Genomic DNA, 21,550 nt, shown 5'->3' on the forward strand with positions numbered 1-21,550 from the left:
AAAATTATGTCAGGTGAGTTTGACTAGCTTCAGGAGCGTTTGTTTCCTTGGATGACGTTAAGTTATAAGTTAAACTAAGCTACCGGCCTTAAAATCGATACATTTGAGGCTTTTTCCCATGCATCCAATTTCGCATATAACTGCGTTTTAGAGAACTTCAACAAGTCGAACCCCATAGTAAGCAAGTTCTCAACACAGTCGGAATCTGGAAGCCCCCTGCTATCAGCTTTCAAGCCATGCTTACTAATTAATCGAAGAAGTTCGGCTGAATCATGTCCGTGAACAATTTCAGTGACAGCATGCTTTTCGCCAAAAATCACTAAAAGCTTTTCCAAAATTTCTTCTTTAGATGCAATTTTTTTTGATTTATTATTCGAATAATCCCGAGCGGCTTGGACCATTTTTTCATGCCCAAGATACTTCCAAGTCTTATCACAAATAAATTTATCAAGTTTAAGGATTGGACCATCAACGCGTTCAGGCTTAAAAACCAACCCAAGAGAAAATCTCTTATTGGCAAGTTTTAAACATCCAAAATTATAAAGATTATCTAAAATTAAATCCTTAATGGTTTTTTTGTGTACTTTCTCAAAATCACGCACCTTCACCTCATCACTTATAACAGCCAAGAAATCCAAGAGGCAGCCTTGCTCTAGCATCATCATCTCGGCGTCATGGCAATCTGTGACAAATATACTATCAATGAAATTTGGGTCAAATTTTGGATTATTACTTAATCTCAAAAAATCAGAGTCTCTAATTCCAATCTTTCTAGAAAACCCTTTTTCAGTTAGTTGCTGATAGACAGTGCGCATCTTATATTTTCCAAATGATGGCCTAATTTTTACAGCGTCTTCAACTACCAAACGCTTATATAGTTTTATATCTTTTTTTCCTTCAACTAAAAGATAAATTCCTTTATAAGACGAATCCATTAAAATCGAATTAACGATACGTTCGGGCGTAAGATGTTCTTCCATTACTCCAGCCCTTGTAATTCAACTTTCAAATCCCAATTCTCGTCAATGATATCGGGCGAATGTGTCGCAATAATGATCGAGACGTTATTCATTGAAGTAACGTCTTTCAAGTCTTTTATGAATTTGTTTTGCCACGAAATATGGAGAGATAATTCTGGCTCATCAATTAATATCATATCTCCAGAATTTGATTTAAAAATGAGTTCATAGAAAAGGATTAACTCATTCTGCTCTCCTGACGAAAGCTTCTTCGGTGATATGCTTGAATACCCGCCCTGTTCGTCCCTCTTAAATCTTGACCTAAAAACAAAACCTTGCTTCCGATTCACCTCCAGATTTTTATGTTTGAAGCGCTTATTGACAATCTCCATGAACAAATTAATTCTCTTCGCAAGATCTTCGTAAGGAGCAAGTTTTTGATCACTATCTTCCACATATAATTTTAATGGATAAATCAAATCTGACTGCTGTGAAGAATTGGGATAGTCATTAATTTGCAAGCCAAAATCATCGGTGTTTGTAGTTTCAATTAGACCTGCCGAGGCAAACAATTGCCTCTTAGAATTCAATTTCTGTAGCCTATTATTAAGCTCGCTTAGGTCAATTGCATTATCAGGCCTTTTATCTCTCAAACTTTGGACAAGACGGCTTGGATAAGTACTATCTAAAGCGACGGCGATATCTGATGCTGCCGCCTCTGCTGTTGCAATCAATTTTATTAATTCATCTGCACATTTCTGGACGGTACTAACATAAGATTCTCCGCCCCTTTCTTTAGCTGTAATGATTCGTTGAGTTTCAATAAGACGTACATCCAATTTATGATTTGCAAACCATATTGGTAAAGCATCGGCTTCCGACTGCTGACGATTTAGAAATACCTCGTACCTATCATCGAACATCCATTGCATCATCTCAAAATCGCGCCTACTTAGATCACCACGAAACATAAAGTGTTCCATAGCCCGTCGCTTTGCCCAAGACAACTCTTCAAGCGTTTGATGCGATTCTTTTTTTTCTAAGTTCGTGAGTGGTATCCGCGCATACGCAGGGGGCTTTACTGGCTTCGACTTAGACTTTGAGTCTTTCTTGGGTCTTTCTTCTCTTTCGGCAAGCTGTCGAGCCTCTTCATTCAGGAATTTACGCTCAACATGTAACGCCAACGGCGAACTTTTTGAACCGCCGTGCTTGGTAATTTCCCAACATTCGTCTGTCGAAAATGTAAAAGTAAACTTATCAAATTCTAGCTCTCGAAAAAAACTGTAGCTTTTCCCGAAAAAGGCATTTGTTGCCTCAAGCATTACTGTTTTCCCAAGGCCATTTTCACCAATGACAATGGTGATATCTGTTTCCCTATTTAACGGGATAATATGATTAAACGCACCAAAAAGTTTGTCGACTGCAATTTGCGTTATGCGCATATTTTTTCTCATCAATGTTTTCTAAAAAATAAATGTAAATCGCTATACGATGTGGCTCGACCATATATGTAAAGGCGATGACGGACTCCCTCATATCCTTTTCCAGAAGGATATTTCCGAGAAAGCTGAAATCCAAGTTTGGTTCATTTCTAAAAATGCCCGCAACTGGCCGCATTTAGATCGGTCTAGTTTTCAAGCTCGAATTTATTCCACATCAACTCTATCTTCGCCGCAAAGTCAGACTGTCTATCGTTGTACGCTCCGATTGTTTCATAACTATTCGGCTTTACGCTCGCTAGCGCAGTCAACCAAGTCGCAAAGTATTCTTTCAACGCCGTTTCAGCTGGAGCTTTTCCATTCACCTCTGCAAGCGCTGCTGCGTACAGCTTCTTTCCTTCCACACGCGCTTCCGCAATGCAATCTCCAAACTCATATTGTTCGTTGACCAAGCGACCGGAACGCCAAGCATTTATAGCTCGTCTCGCACCAGTGCCACAAATCGTAAGGTTATAGTCTGTAAATTCCCTGAACTCTTGCTCAGCACTTATCTTCTCTGCGCCCTGTGCCCAGTTTGGAAATAAAATTGCAGCGCAAGCACCGAAAATTACGGCAAAAAGGCATTTTCTTAAACGTCTCATGGATTCGTTGTCAGTTATATTCAAAGGCGGCTACTGGCCGTTTTCGGCTGAATTTATTAACTACGGTCGTGTAATAAAGTAATTTGAGTGTGAAAACACGTGTCCGGCTCGCGTTGTTTTCATATAGCGCCACGTTTCATCGTCTGCGGCAAGAAGCGCATAAAGCTGCATGCCAAGTACCTGTGCTGGCCGTGAGCCTGGAAAGCGTTCATTGAACTGGCGGAAAAACGTATGCCTAGGGCCCAAATTATTTAGTAATTCGTTAATTATAATCTGTGAATCCACGTGCGGTCGGGCCGCCTGTTTTGCACTAGCAATACGTGTCAGCAGCTCTGTTCGTGTCATATCAAAGAGCTCATTTCCTTGCTCTGCGAAGGTGAAATACTCACGCCAATATTCATTAAGATTCTCTCGTCGAAGTTCAGGTCCGACCACCGAATCTCCATCTAGGCTCTGTATCACTTATATTCCTATTCTTTTTAGAGGGAAAGAGTTAGCTCTACTTTTCGAAAGGCTGCTGCTGGCCGAACCCGGCCAGCTGCGTTTAGCATAGCAGCTTGCTCATCTGCACGAATTCTCACGCCAAGCTGAGGAGCTCCAAGGCGGACTTGGATTTTCACAAAACTGGTTCATCGGTAGCCGCCCAGTGAAACACAGCACGTTTGGCACCGATGACAATGAAACTGTTCGTTGAGCTTGAATATAGATAATGAACGAACGCCTCCGCAGGTATATCTTTAGGGATGCTCCTACTAATCGGAAGCTGCTCGTCTGGCAACGGCCCTTCAGCAGTAATCCACAAGGGCGAATTCCTATTTTCTCGTGTATCGCAAAGTGCAGGTTCGACCCAACAAAAACACAATCCAGAAAATTCTAGTGTTCCCCTTTGGATTGAAAACTGTTCTTCGGCCGCGTTTGGTGAGCATTGTATATCGAATATTAGAACAGCAGTTGCGCGCACAACATCGAATGAAATTGACAGAAGTTCTGAGTCATGAAAAGTCGCACCCTTGTATGTCGTATCGAGCAAATCATCCAACGTTAGCATTTACATCTACCTTAAACAGACAGCTATTGGCCGGTTACAGCCTATCCGAAAACCTCAGTGTGCCAATACATCCGCGGGGATGCAAACCACACTTCATTACTGGCATTTTTAAACTGGGCAAGCTGCTTCATGGGTATCTGGTATCGAGAAAACAGCGCCAGTAAGTCTCTTAGAGACGCTTGGCTCAGTTTCAGTGATTTCACCACAAGTGTATCGTGCTCCCACCGCACGACACCTGGAATTTGCATGGCCCACTCAAACAAATGGCGCTCATCGAGCTGAGAGCCGAAGGTGACGCCAGAACAATCAAGTCGAACTATCAATTCCGTACCTTATTTTTCGGATGGCGGCCTCTAGCCGGTCGCCGCCAGAACGTTTAAAAAAAACATTAACCCAAACCAAATGATGTGTTTAGAGAATCGAGGTCCCAGCGGCAATTCCGGTCGTTTCGATAAAGCAACACTTCGCCCGCATCAATCAAGTGCTCAAGACGCTGCCGAATTAGGCGAATAGCGAGATGTAGCGCCTGCATGGAGCTTCCACCCACAATATCTGGATATCGTCCATCAACGCCTATCAGAGCCGCTGGACATGCCCAAGCACCGACCTGCTCATAAGGCTTTCCAACATTTGCCTGAATCAGTATTTCGTCACCATCTTCTCGTAACCAAATAATTTCTTCGGTGGCGATGATGGTAGGGTTCTCAATTTTCAACTTTCTCGCCCTCACGAAAATAGTGCTGACAGGCTGCTCCTGGCCGAAAACAGCCGGCACCAAAATCACCGCCCACCACCACAAGTCAACGCATGATTCCCCTTCCGCTCCCGAATCACCTCCTGGCGCTGCGCTTCAGTCAATAGCACCGGCGCGCCACTGCCATGCGAAATGGCCAAGTGTTTGGTCTGTTCCGCGAACTCGATCTGCTGGCGGTCGCGCCGGCACACTTCCTCGTCGGTCATCGGTTTGTTGGAACGGTTGGCGCTGGGATTAAACGGCGCTTGCTCCGCCTTTGCCGCTTCTTGCCTTGCAGCGGCGCGGCGCTCGATGTCGGCTTGCCGCGCCCGGTTTTGACGCGAAACTCTCTCGCGCTCGCGCCAGTCGTCGTTTGAAGCTGCCGGCGCCGCTTCCGCACGCGCGACCGAGAGTAACTTGGCGTCGGCGCCATCCTGCGGGTGATCAGAATATTGGACGTGCCCGTTGGCATCGGTCCACTTGTACACTTGCGCCTGCCCCGGTAGGACGATCAACGCAAGCACAAAAGGTAAGAATGTTTTCATTGTGCAACTATATGCGAGCTCCCTGCCGCGAAGGCTCACACATTGTCACAAGGCATTCCACAATGCCTGAAACTGGCCACTTGCCAGCGAGCCGCCTCAACGGCGCCCGAGCCCCGGAATCATGCGCGCCAACACGCCATCCTTGAACACGTATTGATGCACCAACCCAGCCACCGCATGCAAGCCCGCCAGCACCATCAACAGGTTGGCGGCCAACTCATGGTATCCCTCGACCGTGTGGCGCAGTTCCTTGTTGCCGGGATCGAAGGCGGCCACTTTTACCAGGTTGAACAGGTTGTCTCCCCGCACCCAGACGTTGGCCACGCCTAACACCACCACCGCCACCAAGCACGCGTACAAGGCGATGTGCATGACCTTGGCCAGGATTTGCATCGCGTTGCTGCCCACGCCCGGCAAGTGTTCGCCGGCCGTGGCACGCCACCAGATGCGCACCAGCAGCACCAACCCCAGCAACGCGCCCAGGCTGATGTGCGTGCTGCGGGCGAACACCCGTGCCGTGCCGCGCGGGAACCAGTCTATCGTTTCGCCCAGCGCCCACAATGCAATGACGAGGCCCGCTGTCAGCCAGTGCAGGCGTATGGTCCGGGCGTCGTATTGCCGGACGGTGGCATGAACAGTTTTCATCGCAAACCTCTTTTCATTGAAATTCGATAAGAGCCTCAACGCACCGACGTACGATGGACATCCGCAGGTGAACGCCGAAAAAAGCACGCCCGCACTGAACATGATGTCACATTTTCCCTCTTGGCAACAGCGTGCCAGATCACGCGGAAACGTACTGGCCAGCGCCCCCGATCGCAGCCCGCCTCATGCCGTTATCCCATCACGCCGCGAATGCAGCCGCATGCCTCCCCTCTCGCCTCATGCCGGCTGATGCCCGCCTCATGCCAGCCTCAAGCCCGCCCCACACGCGGCCCCGCGCCCGAGATCAACGTGAAACTGGCCACCAGTTCCTCCAGCTTGCGCGCCTGCTGCTGCATGCTGGCCGCCGACATCGCCGCCTCCTCCACCAGCGCCGCGTCCTTGCGCGTCACGCTGTCCATTTCGGCGATGGCGCCGCGCACCTGTTCGATGCCTTCGCTCTGCTCGCCACTGGCGCGGTTGATCGCGCCCATGATGCCGGTGGCCTGATCCACCGCCGCCACGATCTCGCTCATGGTGCGTCCGGCCTGGTCGACCAGCGAAGCGCCCGCCTCCACCTGCGCCACCGCGTCACCGATCAGCGTGGCGATTTCATGCGCGGCGCCGGCCGAGCGTTGCGCCAGGCTGCGCACTTCCGACGCCACCACCGCGAAACCGCGCCCTTGCTCGCCGGCGCGGGCCGCTTCCACCGCCGCGTTCAAGGCCAGAATATTGGTCTGGAAGGCGATGCTGTCGATCACGCCGATGATGTCGGCGATGCGGCGCGAGCTGTCGCGGATCGAGCCCATGGTCTGCACCACCTGCCCCACCGCCTGCCCGCCACGGGCGGCGATGCCCGAGCTTTCCACCGCCAGCCGCGCCGCGTGCTGGGCCTCGGCCGCGTTGTGCTGCACGGCGCTGGTGAGTTGGGCGATGGACGCCGCCGTCTGCTGCAAGGAACTGGCCTGCGCCACCGTGCGCTGCGACAGGTCGGCGTTACCCGCCGCCATCGTATGCGCGCCCCGGTTGACGATGCCCGTCACTTCCTTGATCTGTCCCACCAGCAGCTTGAGGTTGACCTGCAGCACCCGCAGCGATTGCCGTACCTGGCTCACTTCGGCCGCGCCGTGCGCGTCGAGCCGGCCGCTCAGGTCGCCCGTGCTCATGCGTTCCAGATCGCGTCGCATGCCGGCCAGCGGCTCCACGGCGCGCCGGTAGGTGAGCCAGCCGCCCACCATGGTCAAGGTGGCGCCGGCCGCCGCGCTGGCGTCGGCCACGGCCGGGCCGCCGGTGGCGGTCAGCACGAACAGTGCGACCAGCACCAAACTGGCGCCCAGCATGCCGTGCCGGATCGACAGCCCGCCCATCCAGTCGCGCAGGCCATGGCGGGCGCGCTTGACGACGGCGCCTTCGCGCACGGCCAGCTTGCCGTCGCTGGCGGCCAGCGCCCGGTAAGCCGCGTCCGCCGCCGCCACAGCCGCGCGCTCGGGCCGGATGCGGATCGACGTGTAGCCCACCACTTGGCCCCGTTCGTACAGGGGCGCGGCGCTCACGTCCACCCAGTAAAAGTCGCCATTCTTGCAGCGGTTCTTCACCAGGCCACTCCACGCCTTGCCGCTTTGCAGCGTGCGCCAGAAGTCCTCGAAGGCGGCGGCCGGCATGTCCGGGTGACGCACGATGTTTTGCGGTGCTCCCATCAATTCCTGCTCGGAATAGCCGCTGATCTTGATGAAGTCCTGGTTGACATAGGTAATATTGCCCCGCAGATCGGTCTTGGAGACAACGGTTTCATGTGGCTGCAAGATGTATTCGGTGTCGGTCACGGTCGGGCGGTTGCGCATCGCGTTCATTTCCAGATGGTTGATGGATCGGCCACAGGAGGCCGGGCGTATAGAGGCGCCAGTCTAATGAGGCTGTGTACAAAAAAATATGATCCTTATCAAAGATTTACAATCAATCATTAAATGTTGTAATTTGTTAAATCAAGAAAAGCACGTCCGGCAACCCGCTTTCCCTATGGTGCGGACGATGCTTGCCGTACAATGACAGCCCTTCCGCCCCGTCTGTAAGCGGAGGGCAACACATACCGAAAAGCACCGCATGAACGATTTGACCCCACAGCCCCTCGCGCAATTGCATCCCGACATCCTGTACGGTCCCCGTCAGAACGAGTTGCTGCGCGAGGAAATCCTGGCCGACCTGCTCGAAGCGAGCGCGGCCCGCACGCCCGGCCAGCCGGCCCTGGTCTGCGGCGGCCGCAGCGTCAGCTATGGCGAGCTGGACGCCCAGGCCGACCTGGTGGCGGCCCGCCTGATCGCGGCCGGTGTGGGGCCAGGCAATATCGTGGGCTTGTGGCTGCCACGCGGCATCGAGCTGCTGGTGCTGCAGGCCGGCATCGCCAAGGCCGGCGCCGCCTGGCTGCCGGTGGATGAGGACACTCCCGTCGAACGCCTGCAAGTGTGCCTGGACGACGCCAATGCGGCCGGCGTGCTCACCAGCGCCAGCTTCGCGCCCCGGCTGGCCCAGCTGGGCCGCCCCGTGTGGACAGCCGAAGCCGTGCTGGCCCCGCCAGCGCAAGGCGAAGTACTGGCCCGGCGCGGCGCCGTTTCGCCCGATGCACCGGCCTACGTGATCTACACTTCTGGCTCCACCGGCAAGCCAAAAGGCATCCTGATCACCCAGCGCAGCATCTGCCACTTCCTGCGCAGCGAGAACGCGGTGCTGGGCGTGCGCGCCGACGACACCGCGTACCAGGGTTTCTCGGTGGCGTTCGACATGTCGTTCGAGGAAATCTGGATCGCCTACCTGGTGGGCGCCACGCTGTTCCTCGGCCCGCGCGAAGTGAGCGCCGACCCGGACGCCCTGCCCCAACTGCTGGCCGACAACGGCGTCACCGTGCTGCACGCCGTGCCCACGCTGCTGGCCCTGTTCAACCAGGAAGTGCCCACGCTGCGCATCATCAACCTGGGCGGCGAGATGTGCCCGGAATCGCTGGTCACGCGCTGGTCGCGCGCGGGACGCCAGATGTTCAACACCTACGGCCCCACGGAAGCCACCGTGTCGGCCAGCCTGGCGTCGCTGGCACCGGGCCGCCCCGTCACCATCGGCACCCCGCTGCCCAACTATGGCCTGCTGGTCATCGACGCCGAAGCGGCCCAGACGGCCGCCCCACTGCGCCTGCTGCCGCGTGGCGAGACGGGTGAACTGTGCATCATCGGCCCCGGTCTGGCCGCCGGCTACCTGGGCCGCCCCGACCTGACGGACGAAAAATTCCTCCCCAACCCGTGGAGCGCGGGCGAGCACGACGCGCGCCTGTACCGCACGGGCGACCTGGCCCGCATCGCCGACGACGGCGAAGTGCTGTGCCTGGGCCGGGCCGACGATCAAGTCAAGATCCGCGGCTTCCGCGTTGAACTGGGCGAGATCGAAGCGCTGCTGGCGCAACAACCGGGCGTGGGCACGGCCGCCGTCCTGCTGCGCAAGGATGACGGCATCGACCAGCTGGTGGCCTACCTGGTGCCGGAAGCCGGCGCCGCGCTGGAAGGCCGCGCGCTGCGCCAGGCGCTGGCTGCCGTGCTGCCGCCCTACATGGTGCCGGGCCGCTACGAACTGCTGCCGGCCATGCCACGCCTGACTTCCGGCAAGATCGACCGCAAGGCGCTCAAGGCCACGCCACTGAGCGCGCCGGCCGCCGGCGACAGCGCCGATTCCGACCTGCCCGAAACGCCGGCCGAAGCGGCCCTGTTCGCGGCGCTGGCCACGCTGTTCCCCGGTCAGCCGATATTGCGCCAGGCCGACTTCTTCTCCGACCTCGGCGGCCACTCCTTCTTCGCCGCGCGCCTGGCCTCGGCCCTGCGCGCCGATCCCCGCTTCGCCCATGTGACCGTGCGCGACATCTACCAGCAGCGCCAGGTCGGCAAGATCGCCGCCGTGCTGGCCGACGCGCCTGCCGCCGTCGCGGCCGAAGCGCCATGGACGCCGCCGTCCGCCCTCAAGCGCTGGACGTGCGGCCTGGCCCAGGCGGCCGCCATGCCGGGACTGGTGGGGCTGCGCATGGCCCAGTGGCTGGCGCCCTTCTTCACCTACCACTTCTTCACGGGCGACCCCGGTGACTCGGTGGCGCGCGCCATCGCCGCCTCTGCCGGCGTGTTCCTGCTGGCCACCGTGATGGAATTCGCCATCGCCATCGCCGGCAAATGGCTGATCGCTGGCCGCCTCAAGGCCGGCGACTATCCGCTGTGGGGCCTCACTTACTATCGCTGGTGGCTGGCCGACCGGCTGGTGGAAGCGGCGCCGGCCTACCTGCTGAGCGGCTCCTCGCTCAACGCGTGGTGGCTGCGGGCGCTCGGTGCGCGCATCGGCAAGGATGTCATCGTCGGTTCGTTCACGCTGCGCGCCGCTGATCTGCTCTCGATCGGCGACGGGGTCAGCATCGGTAACGCCGTCAACCTGGAAAACGCGCGGGTGGAACGTGGCCGCCTGCGGCTGGGCCAGATCCGCCTCGACGACGACGCCTGCGTCGGCTCCTTCGCGATCCTGGAAGGGAACACCCGCGTCGGCGTGGCCGGCCACCTGGAAGGCCAGTCGGCGCTGGGCGACGGCATGAGCGTGCCGGCTGGCCGCGTGTGGAGCGGCTCGCCCGCGCGCGACACCGGCGCGCACGACGCCGCCCGTCTGCCGCCGCGCCCCGCCGTGAGCACCGCGCGCCAGCTGGGCGAAGGCGTGTTCTTTGTATTCGGGATCCTGCTCATCGTCACGCTGTTCTTCATGCCCGTGTTCCCCAGCTTCGTGCTGATCGACTGGTTCGACGAGGCGGGCTGGCTGCCATGGGTGCAGGGCGACGACGTGCGTATCCAGCTGCTGCGCTACTTCCTGCTGGCCTTCCCCGCCAGCACGGTGCTGATCGTGCTGACGGCGTTGCTGTCGGCCGGCATCCGCTGGAGCGTGCTGCCGCGCCTCACGCCGGGCCGCTTCGCCATCCACGGCAACACCTACTGCGCCAAGTGGCTGGTGAGCCAGATCCAGGAATCGAGCCTGAACGTGCTGCACGGGATCTACGCCACCATCTACGCGCCGTTCTGGTATCGCCTGCTGGGCGCCAAGGTCGGGCGCGACGCGGAAATCTCCACCGCGCTGGGCGTGGTGCCAGACATGCTGACCCTGGGCGACGAAACCTTCATCGCCGACGCCGTGATGCTGGGCGACGAGGAGATCGATGGCGGCTGGATGACCATGCAGCCCACCGTCATCTCGCACCGCAGCTTCGTCGGCAATGGCGCCTACATCCCGGACGGCACCGTGCTGCCCGAGCATGTGTTGATCGGTGTGCATTCGCGCGCGCCGGACAACGAACAGATGAACAGCGGCGACACCTGGCTCGGTTCCCCGCCCATCAACCTGCCCGCGCGCGAAACCACCAGCGGCTATCCCGAGTGGCTCACCTTCCACCCCTCGCCGCTGCGCCGGCTGGGACGCGGCCTGATCGAAGCGTTCCGCATCGTCGCCCCGCACGCGCTGGTGATCGCCGTCGGCTATACGCTGGTGCTGTCCGTGATGCCGGTGGCCGGCGCCGGGCGCTGGGCCGAAGTGACGTGGGACTTGACCCTGGCGGGACTGGCCTACGGCATCGGCAACTACTTCTTCGTGGTCGGTTTCAAATGGATGCTGCTGGGCCGCTACCGCAAACAGTCGGAACCCATGTGGACCCCGTTCGTGTGGCTGTCCGAAGGCGTGACCAATATGTATGAAGGCATCGCCGTGCCCAACTTCATGCGCTACCTGCGCGGCACGCCGTGGCTGCCGCTGGCGTTCAACCTGCTGGGCAGCCGCATCGGCCGCGGCGTCTACCTGGACACCACGGACATCACGGAATTCGACTGTGTGCGCATCGGTGAATACAGCGAGCTCAATGCGCTGTCCTGCCCGCAGACCCATTTGTTCGAGGACCGTGTGATGAAGATCGACCACGTCGACATCGGCGCCCGCGTCTACGTCGGCCCGCGCAGCGCGGTGCTGTACAGCGCCAAGGTGGCGGACAATGCCCACCTCGGCCCGCTCACGCTGGTGATGAAGGGTGAACACATCCCGGCAGGCAGCCGCTGGGTGGGATGCCCGGCCGCGCCCGCGCGCACCTGAGCGGCTGTGCGGCTGTGCGGCTGTGCGGCCAAGTGCTTGAGCGGCTAAGCAGCGCGCAACGAGCAGTGGCGGAACACTAGCGGAGGAGGCACCATGCAGGCCCGAAGTGACAGCTTTCCCGTGCATCCCTGGCCCGGCCCCCTGCCCGTGCTTACCGACGGGTGTTGCGTGATCGCTATCGCCACCAACGGCTGTACGCGCCCCGAAGCGCGCCAACTGGCCCGGCAAGCACTGCGGCAAGTGCTGGCGGGTCTGCTGGCCGTCGATGCCAGCCGCATCAGCCTGCCCGCCACGCCTGGTCAACCGCAGTCCATCGTGCTGGACGCCAGGGCGGCCGACACTGAGCACGCGGACCTCGGCCACGCGGCCACACTCTACTGTTCGATCAGCCACGAAACAGGATGGTCGCTGGTGGCCATCAGCCTCAATGACCCGGTCGGCATCGACGTGATGGCGCCCCAGGACATAGATGACTGGGCCGTGCTGGCGCGCGACTATCTGGGCCCGCAAGTGGCACAGGCGCTGGCCGCCTGCCCGCCCGCCGCGCGCGCCCGCGCACTGGCGCAGGCGTGGACAGCGCGCGAAGCAAGCCTGAAATGCCGGGGACAGCAACTGACGGAATGGGTGAACGCGCAAACGCTGGCTTGCCGCGACATACCACTGGCCGTGCCTGCAGGGTTGGCAGGATCGCTGGCCATGCCGGAAAACGGCTCAGTGTCCGATTGACAACGCTGCGTGGAAGTCGCCTAATAGCGCGATGAACGCTCCAGCCGCTTCGCCGTCCCGGGCAGCCAAACGCCGCGCCTTGCGCGCATGGGGGCGTGCGTGCACTTGCGCGTGCGCGCTGGCGGCCAGCGGCCCGCACACTGTCGCGGCGGCACCACTCACGCCGGGCGCCGGCGCCCCCCCGATCGCCGTCACTATCTACGGCGACGACGATTACCCGCCCTACTCCTACCTGGAAAACGGCGAAATGAAGGGCATCTACACCACCATCATCCGCGCCGCGCTCAAGAAAATGCCCGGCTACCAGGTCGAACTGCAACCGGTGCCGTGGAAGCGGGGCCTGGTCAAGCTGAAGACGGGGGAAAGCTTCGCGCTCTACCCACCCTACCTGCGCGAGGCCGAGCGGCCCTACATGGCGTACTCGGAGCCCATCATGGCCGAACAACTGGTGGTGTACTGCAACCGGCCCGCCATCGCCCAGCGCACGCTGAAGAACTGGCCGGCCGATTACTACGGCCTGCGCATCGGCTTCAACGCCGGCTTCCTCAGCGGCGGCAAGGCCTTCGACGACGCCGCGCGGGCCGGCCGGCTGAGCGCACTGCCAGCCCGAAATAGCCGCCTGAACCTGCTCAAGCTGCTCAAAGGCCGCATCGACTGCTACCTGAACGACCGTCTGTCCATCGTGTGGGAACTGGGCAAGCTACGCCACGAAAAACTGATCGAGGCGGGCGCGCTGGACGTGGAGGAAACGACGGCCCTGAGCGCCGAACAGGGCCATCTGGGCTACACCATGCGCGACGATGGCCGCTTCCCGTACAAGCAGGACTTCATCCGCCAGTTCAACGCCATCATCCGCGACATGAAACATGATGGGGAAATCCGCAACACGGTCGAGCGTTTTCTGCGCGAGCCGGGCTAGCCCGGCCAAAAAGCCATTGAGCCACGGCCCGCGTTCGGGTACAGTATGCGCGCGCAGTGTGCGCCAACCTCCCACATCATGACGACTATCGCAGTTATCGGCGGCGGCATCACCGGCGTCACCACGGCCTACGCGCTGGCCAGGCGCGGCTTCCAGGTCACCGTGTTCGAACGCCATCGCTACGCGGCCATGGAAACCTCGTACGCCAACGGCGGCCAGCTGTCGGCCTGCCACGCCGAGGTGTGGAACCACTGGGGCACCATCGCCAAAGCCCTGAAATGGATGCTGCGCGACGACGCGCCGCTGCTCCTCAATCCCAAACCGAGCTGGCACAAACTGTCGTGGTTCGGCCAGTTCGTGGCCGCCATGCCCCGCTATGAGAGCAACACCGTCGCCATCGCGCAACTGGCCATCGCCGCCCGGCGCCACCTGTTCTCCTGGGCCGAGGAGGAAGGCATCGCCTTCGACCACCGGCGCGAAGGCATCCTGCACATCTACCGCGACCGTGCCGGTTTCGAACACGCGGCCGGCGTCTCGCGCCTGCTGGCTCGGGGCGGGCTGGAACGGCGCGCCGTCACGCCGGAGGAAATGCGCGCCATCGAACCGACGCTGGCCGGCGACTACTACGGCGGTTACTTCACCGAGAGCGACAGCACCGGCGATATCCACCTGTTCACCACCGGACTGGCGCAAGCGGCCGCGCGGCTGGGGGTGGAATTCCGTTACCAGCAGGATGTGCGCGCCGTGGCGGCTGACGGCGCCACCGCCATCGTCACCGTGCAGCAGGATGGCGAAGGCCACACCAGCAGCTACGATGGCGTGGTGATCTGCGCCGGCACGGCCAGCCGCGCGCTGGCGGCCATGCTGGGCGACCGGGTCAACGTGTATCCCGTCAAAGGCTATTCGATCACGGTGCAGCTGGACGACGCGGCCAGCCGGGCCGCCGCGCCCACCGTCAGCCTGCTCGACGACGCCACCAAGCTGGTCTCCAGCCGCTTCGGCGAAGACCGCCTGCGGGTGGCCGGCACGGCCGAATTCAATGGCTTTAACCGCGATATCCGCGCCGACCGCATCCGGCCGCTGGTGGAATGGGTACAGCAATGCTTCCCCGGCGTGAGCACGCGCGACGTGACGCCGTGGGCCGGCCTGCGCCCCATGATGCCGGACCTGATGCCGCGCGTGGGCCGGGGCAAGTCGCCCTGCGTGTTCTACAACACGGGCCACGGCCACCTGGGCTGGACGCTGTCGGCCGCCACGGCCGACATGGTGGCCGAGGTGGCGCAACAGGCACTGCGACCGGCCACGACCCGCGCCCCCGCACCACAACCACAGGCGGCCTGAAAACAGACGGTGCGGGACGTCATGCGGGACGTAACACAATTCGCTCAAAAAATTGTGTTACGTCCCGAATTGTCTTACGTATTGAATTTCCGGAATTCTCAGGTGGACGGGTCCGCCGCCGACCCGCAACGCCGCACCAGTTGCTCGAATTCGGCCAGCGGCAAGGGCCGGCCGAACAGATAGCCCTGGTAGTGCAGGCAGCCGGCCGCTTCCAGCCGCTGGCGCTGCACCTGCGTCTCCACCCCTTCCGCGATCACGTCCAGGTTCAGGCTGGTCGCCATCCCCGTGATGGTGCTGACGATGGCCTGGTCGCTGCCATCGGTGGCCAGGTCGCGCACGAACGATTGGTCGATCTTGAGCTGGTCCAGCGGCAGCCGCTTCAGGTATTGCAGCGACGAGTAGCCGGTGCCGAAATCGTCGAGCGAGAACTTGATGCCCAGCGCCTTCAATTCCTTCATGGTGGCGATGGTTTCCTCGATATTGTCGACCAGGATGCTCTCCGTCAGTTCCAGCTTGAGCACACCCGGCGGCAGATGGTAGCGTTGCAGCGCATGCCGCACATGCTCGACAAATTGATGCTGGCGGAACTGGCGCGCGCTCACGTTAATGGCTAAGACCAGCTCGCACATGGCGGGATCGCGCCGCCACGCGTGCAACTGGGCGCAAGCCTGCTCCAGCACCCAGTCGCCGATCGGCAGGATCAGGCCCGTTTCCTCGGCCAGCGGAATGAACTGGGCCGGCGACACGAAACCGCCATCGGCCTGCTCCCACCGGATCAGCGCCTCGGCGCCCAGCGCGCGGCCCTGCCGGTCCACCTGCACCTGGTAGTACAGGCGGAACTGGTCCTGCTCCAGCGCCAGGCACATCTGCTCCTCCAGCTGGGCGCGCGCCGTGATGTTATCCTGCATCTGCTGGTCGAAAAAGCGCATCGCGTTGCGGCCCGCCTTCTTGGCCTGGTACATGGCGATGTCGGCCTGCACCAGCACTTCATCCGGCATTTGCCGCTGGTCCGCGAACAGGGTGATGCCGATGCTGGGCGTGCTGCGGCAGTTGTGATGAGCCAGCTGGTACGGCAGATTCAGGCTGGCCAGGATCTTGTGCGCCACCATCTCGGCCTTGGTGGCCGCGCCCATCGGGTCGATGTCCAGTCCCTCGATCAGCACCACGAATTCGTCGCCGCCCAGGCGCGCCACCGTGTCGCCCTCGCGCAGGCACGCCTGCAGCCGTTCGGCCACCTGCTGCAGCAGCATGTCGCCCACGTTGTGGCCCAGCGTGTCGTTGAGGGTCTTGAAGTTATCGAGGTCGATGAACATCAGCGCGTTGATGCTGTGGCTGCGCGACAGCACATGCAAGGCTTGCTTGAGGCGCTCCAGCAGCAGGCGCCGGTTGGGCAGGCGCGTGAGCGGATCGTAGAAGGCGAGGTTCTTGATCTCGTCGGTGGCGGCCTTGCTGAGCGTGATGTCGCTCAGCGAGGCCACATAATGGGTGGCCAGTTGGTCGGCGTCGCGCACGGCCGTCACGGTCAGCCGCTCCGGATACACTTCGCCGTTCTTGCGGCGGTTCCATATCTCGCCATCCCAGCGGCCGCGCACACGCAAGCTTTGCCACATGGTCTTGTAGAACTCGGGGCCATGGCGGCCCGAGCTGAGCACGGCGGGAGTCTTGCCCGTCACCTCGTCCTGCGCGTAGCCGGTGATGGCCGTGAAGGCCTGGTTGACGCGCAGGATCACGCCATCGGCGTTCGTCACCAGCATGCCTTCCGTGGTTTCAAACGCGATGGTGGCGATGCGCAGCGCTTCCTCGTTGCGGCGCGCGTCCGTGATGTCGGCCACGGTGACGATGGCGCCAGGCCAGCCCTGCCCCACAGGCACGGCGTGCAGACGGAACCAACTGTCCGGCCGCGGCAGGTCGCAGCGGTACGCCAGGCTATAGCTGTCGCGCCGGCCCGCCAACACATCGCGGACGCCGTCATGGACGCCCTGCGCGCCAGCGCCGGCGCCGCCGTCCAGCTCCGCGAGGAACTGGACCAGGAAATCGCTGCCCACGGCGGCGCAGGCGGCGCCGGCAGCGCCGTCCGCCGCCACGTGGCGGCGCCAGGCCGCGTTGATGGCCACCACCATGCCACTGCTATCGAGCACGGCCACGCGCTCATCGAGCGCGTCCAGCACGGCCCAGGCGAAGCCGGGCCGGCCATCCGGTTGGTCGTGGGGAGCGCCACCGGGCAAGGCGCCGCCGGCCTGCAACAAGTCGCAATTGTGCGCATACGGCCCGAAATCGGGGTCGCATGGGTTATCGGCCATACTGTTGCGGCGCTGCAGCGCGCCATGGCCGGGCGAGGCATCCGCCAGCGGCGACAAGTCCGGTGGCAGCGGTGGTGTGGTCATGATGACAGCGATGAGGGTAGACTGGGGAAGATGAACAGTGTATTGACTCTAATCAAAAAATAACTTGATCTAGATCAAAACGGCCAAAATATTGCCATAAACAAATATTAACATGAGGAAAAAATCACACTTGCACGCCGTCTCTTGTAAAATCCGCCGCCACCCCTATCTGGTGCCCATCTCTCACGGAGGTTTTAACCATGACTGCACTTAAATTCGTCCGCACCACCCTGATCGCGTCCGCGCTGGCGCTGAGCGCCCCCGTGTTCGCGGCCGATCCCACCATGCACGAAGTGTATCTTGCCGCCGAGGCGGGTAAATACACGGAAGCGCAGGCCATGATGGACCAGGTGCTGCGCGATCACCCCAACAGCGGCAAAGCCCACTTCGTGGAAGCGGAACTGCTGGCCAAGCAAGGCAAGATGAGCCAGGCCCAGGCTGAACTGAGCAAGGCCGAACAACTGGCCCCCGGCCTGCCGTTCGCCAAACCAGGCACGGTGGAAAAACTGCGCCTGGTGCTGTCCCAGCCCACTCCCGCCCAGCGCGGCGCGGCCGCCACGGCCGCTGCGGCGCGCCCCAACTATGGCCAGCAGCAACCAGCGCCCCGCCCCGCCGATAGCGGCCTGCCTTGGGGCATGCTGCTGATCCTGGGCGCCGGCCTGGTGGGCTTCATCGTACTGGCCAGCCGCTTCATGTCGCGCCGCCAGGCCCAGGCACAAGGCCCGGCCGGCATGGCGCCTTATGCGCCCGGCGCGCCGCAGGGGTACAACCCCGGCTACGGCCAGCCGCAGGGCTGGGGCCAGCAAGGCGCCAATATGGGCCAGCCACAAGGTCCCGGCATGGGTTCGCGCATCATGGGCGGCCTGGCCACAGGTGCGGCGGTTGGCGCCGGCGTGGTGGCGGGCGAAGCGCTGATGCGCCACTTCACCGAGGGTGACAACGCCAACCGCGAACGCGGCCACGGCGACACCCGCAACGACATCGTCTACGATGACCCGGCCCAGCGCAACCAGGCCGGTAACGACATGGGCGGTAACGACTTCGGCGTCAGCGACAGCGGTTCGTGGGACGACAACAGCGGCGGCGGCGGTGGTGGCGGCAGCGACGACTGGTAATCCCCTCCCCGCCCCAACCGGCGGCCGCGCATAAAATCGGGACGTAACACGCTGCGCTCGCGTAATGTGTTACGTCCCGAATTGTTTATGGCAGGCCGATGACGGTGCCTTCCTTCGGATAGCTGATGGCGTAGCCGGCGCTGATCTTCAGCGTTTCATGCGGCGCCAGTTGCTGGTCCCAACCAACCACACCCTGGCGCTGCTCCCATCCCGTCACGGTGGGCTGCGGCGCGAACGTGGTACGCACCTTGATTTCGTCGGAGGTGCTGACGGGCGACGCTTCCAGCACCAGCAATCGCACCGGTGCGGTGTGGGCGCTGGTGATGGTGTACACGTCCGTCACCTCGCGTTCGCCGTGCTGGGATAACAGCCCGCCCGTGCCGGACTGCTGGCTGGCCCGGTCCACCGCCACCCGGATCAACTCGTCGCGCCCGAACGGCAGCACCAGCCGCTCCGACGCCTGCGGGTTCCAGTGCGTGGCGCCGACATAGCCGCCATCGCGGAACAACTGCACATTCCCCGCGAGCCACACGCCGGCCGGGCGCGCCGCTTCGGCCGTCACCACGGCGGCCTTGTCCTGGCGCGGCACCACGCGGATGCGCTGGGTAACCGCCACCGGCTGGCTCGATAGCGCCACCGTCACTTCGCGTCCATCAGCCGGCAAGGTGACGCGATTGGGCACGCTGAATTCCGTGTCGAACATGCCCTGCTCCTCGATCACGGGCGCGATGTAGTAGTCCGATGCCGCCGCACTTCTGGTCATCATGGCGATCGGCGCCGGGGCGGGCGCGGCCATCGGCGCATAGCCTGACGCCTCGGCCATCTTGTTCAGGGCCGCCGGCTTGTAATAGGACAGCAGGCGCGGTTGCGGGTCCGGCGCGTCCGGCGAGCGGCGTGGCTGGCCCGTCGACAGTTTCAGCGTAACGCCATTCCAATCCTCGCCCGTCTTTTGCGACACGCTGGCCAGCCGTTCCAGCTCCACCCGCGAGGCGGCCGCGTCCAGGCTGGCGCGGTAGGCCGGTTTCCAGCCCGCGCCGTTGACCTGGTAGGACAGCCGTACCGTACCCGCCTGGCGCACGGCCAGTTGCACGCTGATGCTGCGTTGTTCGCGCCCGCCGCCCCGTACCTTATCCAGCTCCCCCTGCAGCACGGCGATCTTGCGGTCAATCTCGCGCACCTGCACCTGGGTGCGCTGGATCTGGCTGAAGGCGTCATGCGCGCCGCGGCGGATGGTATCGAGCATGGCGCCCATGGCCTTGCCGTCGGCGGCCACCGGCGCGCGGTCGGCCGGCCCGGCGCCGTTCAAGTGTTCCAGGTAGTTCTGCACCAGCGCGGCCGACTTGGCGTCCACGTTGAGCACGTCCTTGCTGTCCTGCAGCGTCTGGATGCGCGCTTCCAGCTCAGCCTGGCGGACGTTGGCCGCCTCCTCTTTGCCCACGTCGCGCGTGACGATCTGGCCCACCTGGATACCAGCCGAAGCTTGCACCCGCAGCGTGCGCAAATCGAAACCGGCCGGCAGGCCGCTGACGTCGAGGTGCGTCGTGCCGGGCTGCACCTGGCCGCTGCGCTCCACCATGGCGCTGCCAGGGTACAAGGTCACGGTGGTGATGGGCGCGTCCACGTCGGCCCAAGCCGGTGCGGCGACGTTGAAACAGAGGGATAGCAAAGCGGCGATACGGGTCGGTGTCATGTCGGGGAGGCTGGATAAATGGTTGGGCAATACTGCTGGCCTTTTGGTGAAATGTCAATTTTGCCTTTGATGGCACGAAATAATAAAATCGGTCGCTTGACCTAATTTTGGAAATGGCCCACCATGGTCTTTTGGAGCCGGGGATCAGGCCATGCTCGTTCAAGCACTGCGCAGCGAGGTGCCCGCCCCATGCGGAACTGGACGGACTACGGCAAGCCACAACCATAAAAAAACGGAGACCCCAACCATGACCAACCCCGGCAACGCGCCGCCCAAGCGCAAACGCAGCGACATCTTCAGCGCTGACGAAATCGCCGCCCTCACGGCCCGTTCCGACCTGATGGGCTGGCGCGCCGTGTTGTTCACCTGGGGCGTGATCGCGCTGTGCTTCGTGGCGCTGGCGCGCTGGCCCCATCCGCTCACCTGGCTGCTGGTGATCCTGGTGCTGGGCGGACGCCAGCTGAGCCTGGCGATCCTGATGCACGATGCCTCCCACAGCACGCTGTTCAAGAGCCGCCGCCTGAACGAACTGGTGGGCGACTACGCCTGCGGCAGCGCCATCGGCGTGGACTTGCGGCGCTACCGGCGCCACCACCTGCAGCACCATGTCAAGACCGGCACGCCCGAGGACACCGACCGCAGCCTGGCCGCGCCCTTCCCCACCACGCCCGCCTCGCTGGCGCGCAAGCTGCTGCGCGACATGGCCGGCATCTCCGGCCTCAAGCGCGAATTGGGCCTGCTGCTGATGAACGCGGGCGTGCTGCGCTGGACCGTGGCCAGCGACGTGGAACGCCTGCCGCAGGCGGGCCGCACGTGGCGCAAGCGCTTGGGCGATCTGGTCCGCAACAGCTGGAAATACTGGCTGTTCCAGGCCCTGCTGCTGGGCGTGCTGGCCGCCAGCGGCCACGCCTGGCTCTACCTGGCCTGGCTGGCCGCCTACTTCACCACCTACAGCCTGTACATGCGCATCCGCTCCATGGCCGAACATGGCTGCACCGAGCAGAGCACGGACATGCTGCGCAACACCCGCACCACGCGCGCCGGCCTGCTGGCCCGCGCCACGGTGGCGCCGCTGCGGGTGAACTTCCACATCGAACATCACTTGATGCCGGCCGTGCCCTACTTCCGCCTGCAAGCGACGCACCGATTGTTGCGCGCCCGCGGCCTGTGCGCCGAACCGCCCGGCTACCTGGACGTGCTGGCCCTGATGTGCAAGGCCGCTGCCTGAATTTC

Annotated in this window: 16 protein-coding genes; 6 read left to right on the forward strand and 10 right to left on the reverse strand. The window is 61.4% G+C overall.

From position 1 onward, the window contains the following. Nucleotides 1-74 precede the first annotated feature (74 nt). The 8 genes from H3H39_RS19355 to H3H39_RS19390 form a co-directional block, all read right to left on the reverse strand. On the reverse strand, nt 75-980 hold the full coding sequence (locus tag H3H39_RS19355; protein WP_182155568.1) for a DUF4435 domain-containing protein: 906 nt from the start codon (nt 978-980) through the stop codon (nt 75-77). After that, complete coding sequence (locus H3H39_RS19360) at nt 980-2,413, reverse strand: AAA family ATPase (protein WP_182155570.1); 1,434 nt, start codon at nt 2,411-2,413, stop codon at nt 980-982. The genes H3H39_RS19355 and H3H39_RS19360 overlap by 1 nt, the downstream gene beginning before the upstream one ends. A gap of 173 nt (nt 2,414-2,586) precedes the next feature. Continuing rightward, the gene (locus tag H3H39_RS19365; RefSeq protein WP_182155572.1) at nt 2,587-3,039 is read right to left on the reverse strand and encodes a hypothetical protein; all 453 of its coding nucleotides are present in this window, start codon (nt 3,037-3,039) and stop codon (nt 2,587-2,589) included. A 60-nt stretch (nt 3,040-3,099) separates the two neighbouring features. After that, the gene (locus H3H39_RS19370) at nt 3,100-3,501 is read right to left on the reverse strand and encodes a hypothetical protein (protein WP_182155574.1); all 402 of its coding nucleotides are present in this window, start codon (nt 3,499-3,501) and stop codon (nt 3,100-3,102) included. Between the two features lie 974 nt (nt 3,502-4,475). Further along, nucleotides 4,476-4,802, reverse strand: coding sequence for a DUF6968 family protein (locus H3H39_RS19375; protein WP_182155576.1), 327 nt, complete (start codon nt 4,800-4,802; stop codon nt 4,476-4,478). A gap of 65 nt (nt 4,803-4,867) precedes the next feature. Beyond that, on the reverse strand, nt 4,868-5,365 hold the full coding sequence (locus tag H3H39_RS19380; RefSeq protein ID WP_182155578.1) for a DUF4124 domain-containing protein: 498 nt from the start codon (nt 5,363-5,365) through the stop codon (nt 4,868-4,870). A gap of 96 nt (nt 5,366-5,461) precedes the next feature. Continuing rightward, the gene (locus H3H39_RS19385; RefSeq protein ID WP_182155580.1) at nt 5,462-6,010 is read right to left on the reverse strand and encodes a cytochrome b; all 549 of its coding nucleotides are present in this window, start codon (nt 6,008-6,010) and stop codon (nt 5,462-5,464) included. Nucleotides 6,011-6,279: 269 nt separating this feature from the next. Then, nucleotides 6,280-7,848 (reverse strand): methyl-accepting chemotaxis protein, encoded by a 1,569-nt coding sequence (locus tag H3H39_RS19390; RefSeq protein ID WP_182155582.1) that lies wholly within the window; start codon nt 7,846-7,848, stop codon nt 6,280-6,282. 259 nt (nt 7,849-8,107) lie between these two features. Here H3H39_RS19390 and H3H39_RS19395 point away from each other — a divergent pair, with 259 nt between their 5' ends. The 4 genes from H3H39_RS19395 to H3H39_RS19410 all read left to right on the forward strand — a co-directional run bounded on the left by H3H39_RS19395 (nt 8,108) and on the right by H3H39_RS19410 (nt 15,128). Then, a complete protein-coding gene (locus tag H3H39_RS19395) occupies nt 8,108-12,142 on the forward strand; it encodes a Pls/PosA family non-ribosomal peptide synthetase (RefSeq protein WP_182155584.1) in 4,035 nt (1,344 codons plus the stop codon). 93 nt (nt 12,143-12,235) lie between these two features. Continuing rightward, on the forward strand, nt 12,236-12,868 hold the full coding sequence (locus tag H3H39_RS19400) for a 4'-phosphopantetheinyl transferase family protein (RefSeq protein WP_182155586.1): 633 nt from the start codon (nt 12,236-12,238) through the stop codon (nt 12,866-12,868). Between the two features lie 31 nt (nt 12,869-12,899). Further along, nucleotides 12,900-13,787: a substrate-binding periplasmic protein gene (locus H3H39_RS19405; RefSeq protein ID WP_182155588.1), complete on the forward strand. Its 888-nt coding sequence runs from the start codon at nt 12,900-12,902 to the stop codon at nt 13,785-13,787. A 78-nt stretch (nt 13,788-13,865) separates the two neighbouring features. Next, a complete protein-coding gene (locus tag H3H39_RS19410; protein ID WP_182155590.1) occupies nt 13,866-15,128 on the forward strand; it encodes a D-amino acid dehydrogenase in 1,263 nt (420 codons plus the stop codon). 98 nt (nt 15,129-15,226) lie between these two features. Here H3H39_RS19410 and H3H39_RS19415 read toward each other — a convergent pair whose 3' ends face one another. Next, the gene (locus H3H39_RS19415; protein WP_229218138.1) at nt 15,227-17,512 is read right to left on the reverse strand and encodes a putative bifunctional diguanylate cyclase/phosphodiesterase; all 2,286 of its coding nucleotides are present in this window, start codon (nt 17,510-17,512) and stop codon (nt 15,227-15,229) included. Nucleotides 17,513-17,712: 200 nt separating this feature from the next. Between H3H39_RS19415 and H3H39_RS19420 the strand changes: the two genes are divergently transcribed. Continuing rightward, nucleotides 17,713-18,627, forward strand: coding sequence for a tetratricopeptide repeat protein (locus H3H39_RS19420; protein ID WP_182155592.1), 915 nt, complete (start codon nt 17,713-17,715; stop codon nt 18,625-18,627). A gap of 85 nt (nt 18,628-18,712) precedes the next feature. Here H3H39_RS19420 and H3H39_RS19425 read toward each other — a convergent pair whose 3' ends face one another. Beyond that, nucleotides 18,713-20,317, reverse strand: coding sequence for a DUF4139 domain-containing protein (locus H3H39_RS19425; protein WP_182155594.1), 1,605 nt, complete (start codon nt 20,315-20,317; stop codon nt 18,713-18,715). A gap of 247 nt (nt 20,318-20,564) precedes the next feature. Between H3H39_RS19425 and H3H39_RS19430 the strand changes: the two genes are divergently transcribed. Further along, nucleotides 20,565-21,545, forward strand: coding sequence for a fatty acid desaturase family protein (locus tag H3H39_RS19430; protein WP_182155596.1), 981 nt, complete (start codon nt 20,565-20,567; stop codon nt 21,543-21,545). Nucleotides 21,546-21,550: the final 5 nt, after the last annotated feature.

Origin of the sequence: Rugamonas apoptosis, from assembly GCF_014042355.1 — a bacterium.
Classification (GTDB): Bacteria; Pseudomonadota; Gammaproteobacteria; order Burkholderiales; family Burkholderiaceae_D; genus Rugamonas; species Rugamonas apoptosis.

Coding starts and splice junctions, on each gene's coding strand:
- H3H39_RS19390 (WP_182155582.1), bottom strand. CDS start 7,848: ATGCGCAACCGCCCGACCGTGACCGACACCGAATACATCTTGCAGCCA.
- H3H39_RS19395 (WP_182155584.1), top strand. CDS start 8,108: ATGAACGATTTGACCCCACAGCCCCTCGCGCAATTGCATCCCGACATC.
- H3H39_RS19415 (WP_229218138.1), bottom strand. CDS start 17,512: ATGACCACACCACCGCTGCCACCGGACTTGTCGCCGCTGGCGGATGCC.
- H3H39_RS19360 (WP_182155570.1), bottom strand. CDS start 2,413: ATGAGAAAAAATATGCGCATAACGCAAATTGCAGTCGACAAACTTTTT.
- H3H39_RS19380 (WP_182155578.1), bottom strand. CDS start 5,365: ATGAAAACATTCTTACCTTTTGTGCTTGCGTTGATCGTCCTACCGGGG.
- H3H39_RS19355 (WP_182155568.1), bottom strand. CDS start 980: ATGGAAGAACATCTTACGCCCGAACGTATCGTTAATTCGATTTTAATG.
- H3H39_RS19400 (WP_182155586.1), top strand. CDS start 12,236: ATGCAGGCCCGAAGTGACAGCTTTCCCGTGCATCCCTGGCCCGGCCCC.
- H3H39_RS19365 (WP_182155572.1), bottom strand. CDS start 3,039: ATGAGACGTTTAAGAAAATGCCTTTTTGCCGTAATTTTCGGTGCTTGC.
- H3H39_RS19420 (WP_182155592.1), top strand. CDS start 17,713: ATGACTGCACTTAAATTCGTCCGCACCACCCTGATCGCGTCCGCGCTG.
- H3H39_RS19385 (WP_182155580.1), bottom strand. CDS start 6,010: ATGAAAACTGTTCATGCCACCGTCCGGCAATACGACGCCCGGACCATA.
- H3H39_RS19405 (WP_182155588.1), top strand. CDS start 12,900: ATGAACGCTCCAGCCGCTTCGCCGTCCCGGGCAGCCAAACGCCGCGCC.
- H3H39_RS19410 (WP_182155590.1), top strand. CDS start 13,866: ATGACGACTATCGCAGTTATCGGCGGCGGCATCACCGGCGTCACCACG.
- H3H39_RS19425 (WP_182155594.1), bottom strand. CDS start 20,317: ATGACACCGACCCGTATCGCCGCTTTGCTATCCCTCTGTTTCAACGTC.
- H3H39_RS19430 (WP_182155596.1), top strand. CDS start 20,565: ATGACCAACCCCGGCAACGCGCCGCCCAAGCGCAAACGCAGCGACATC.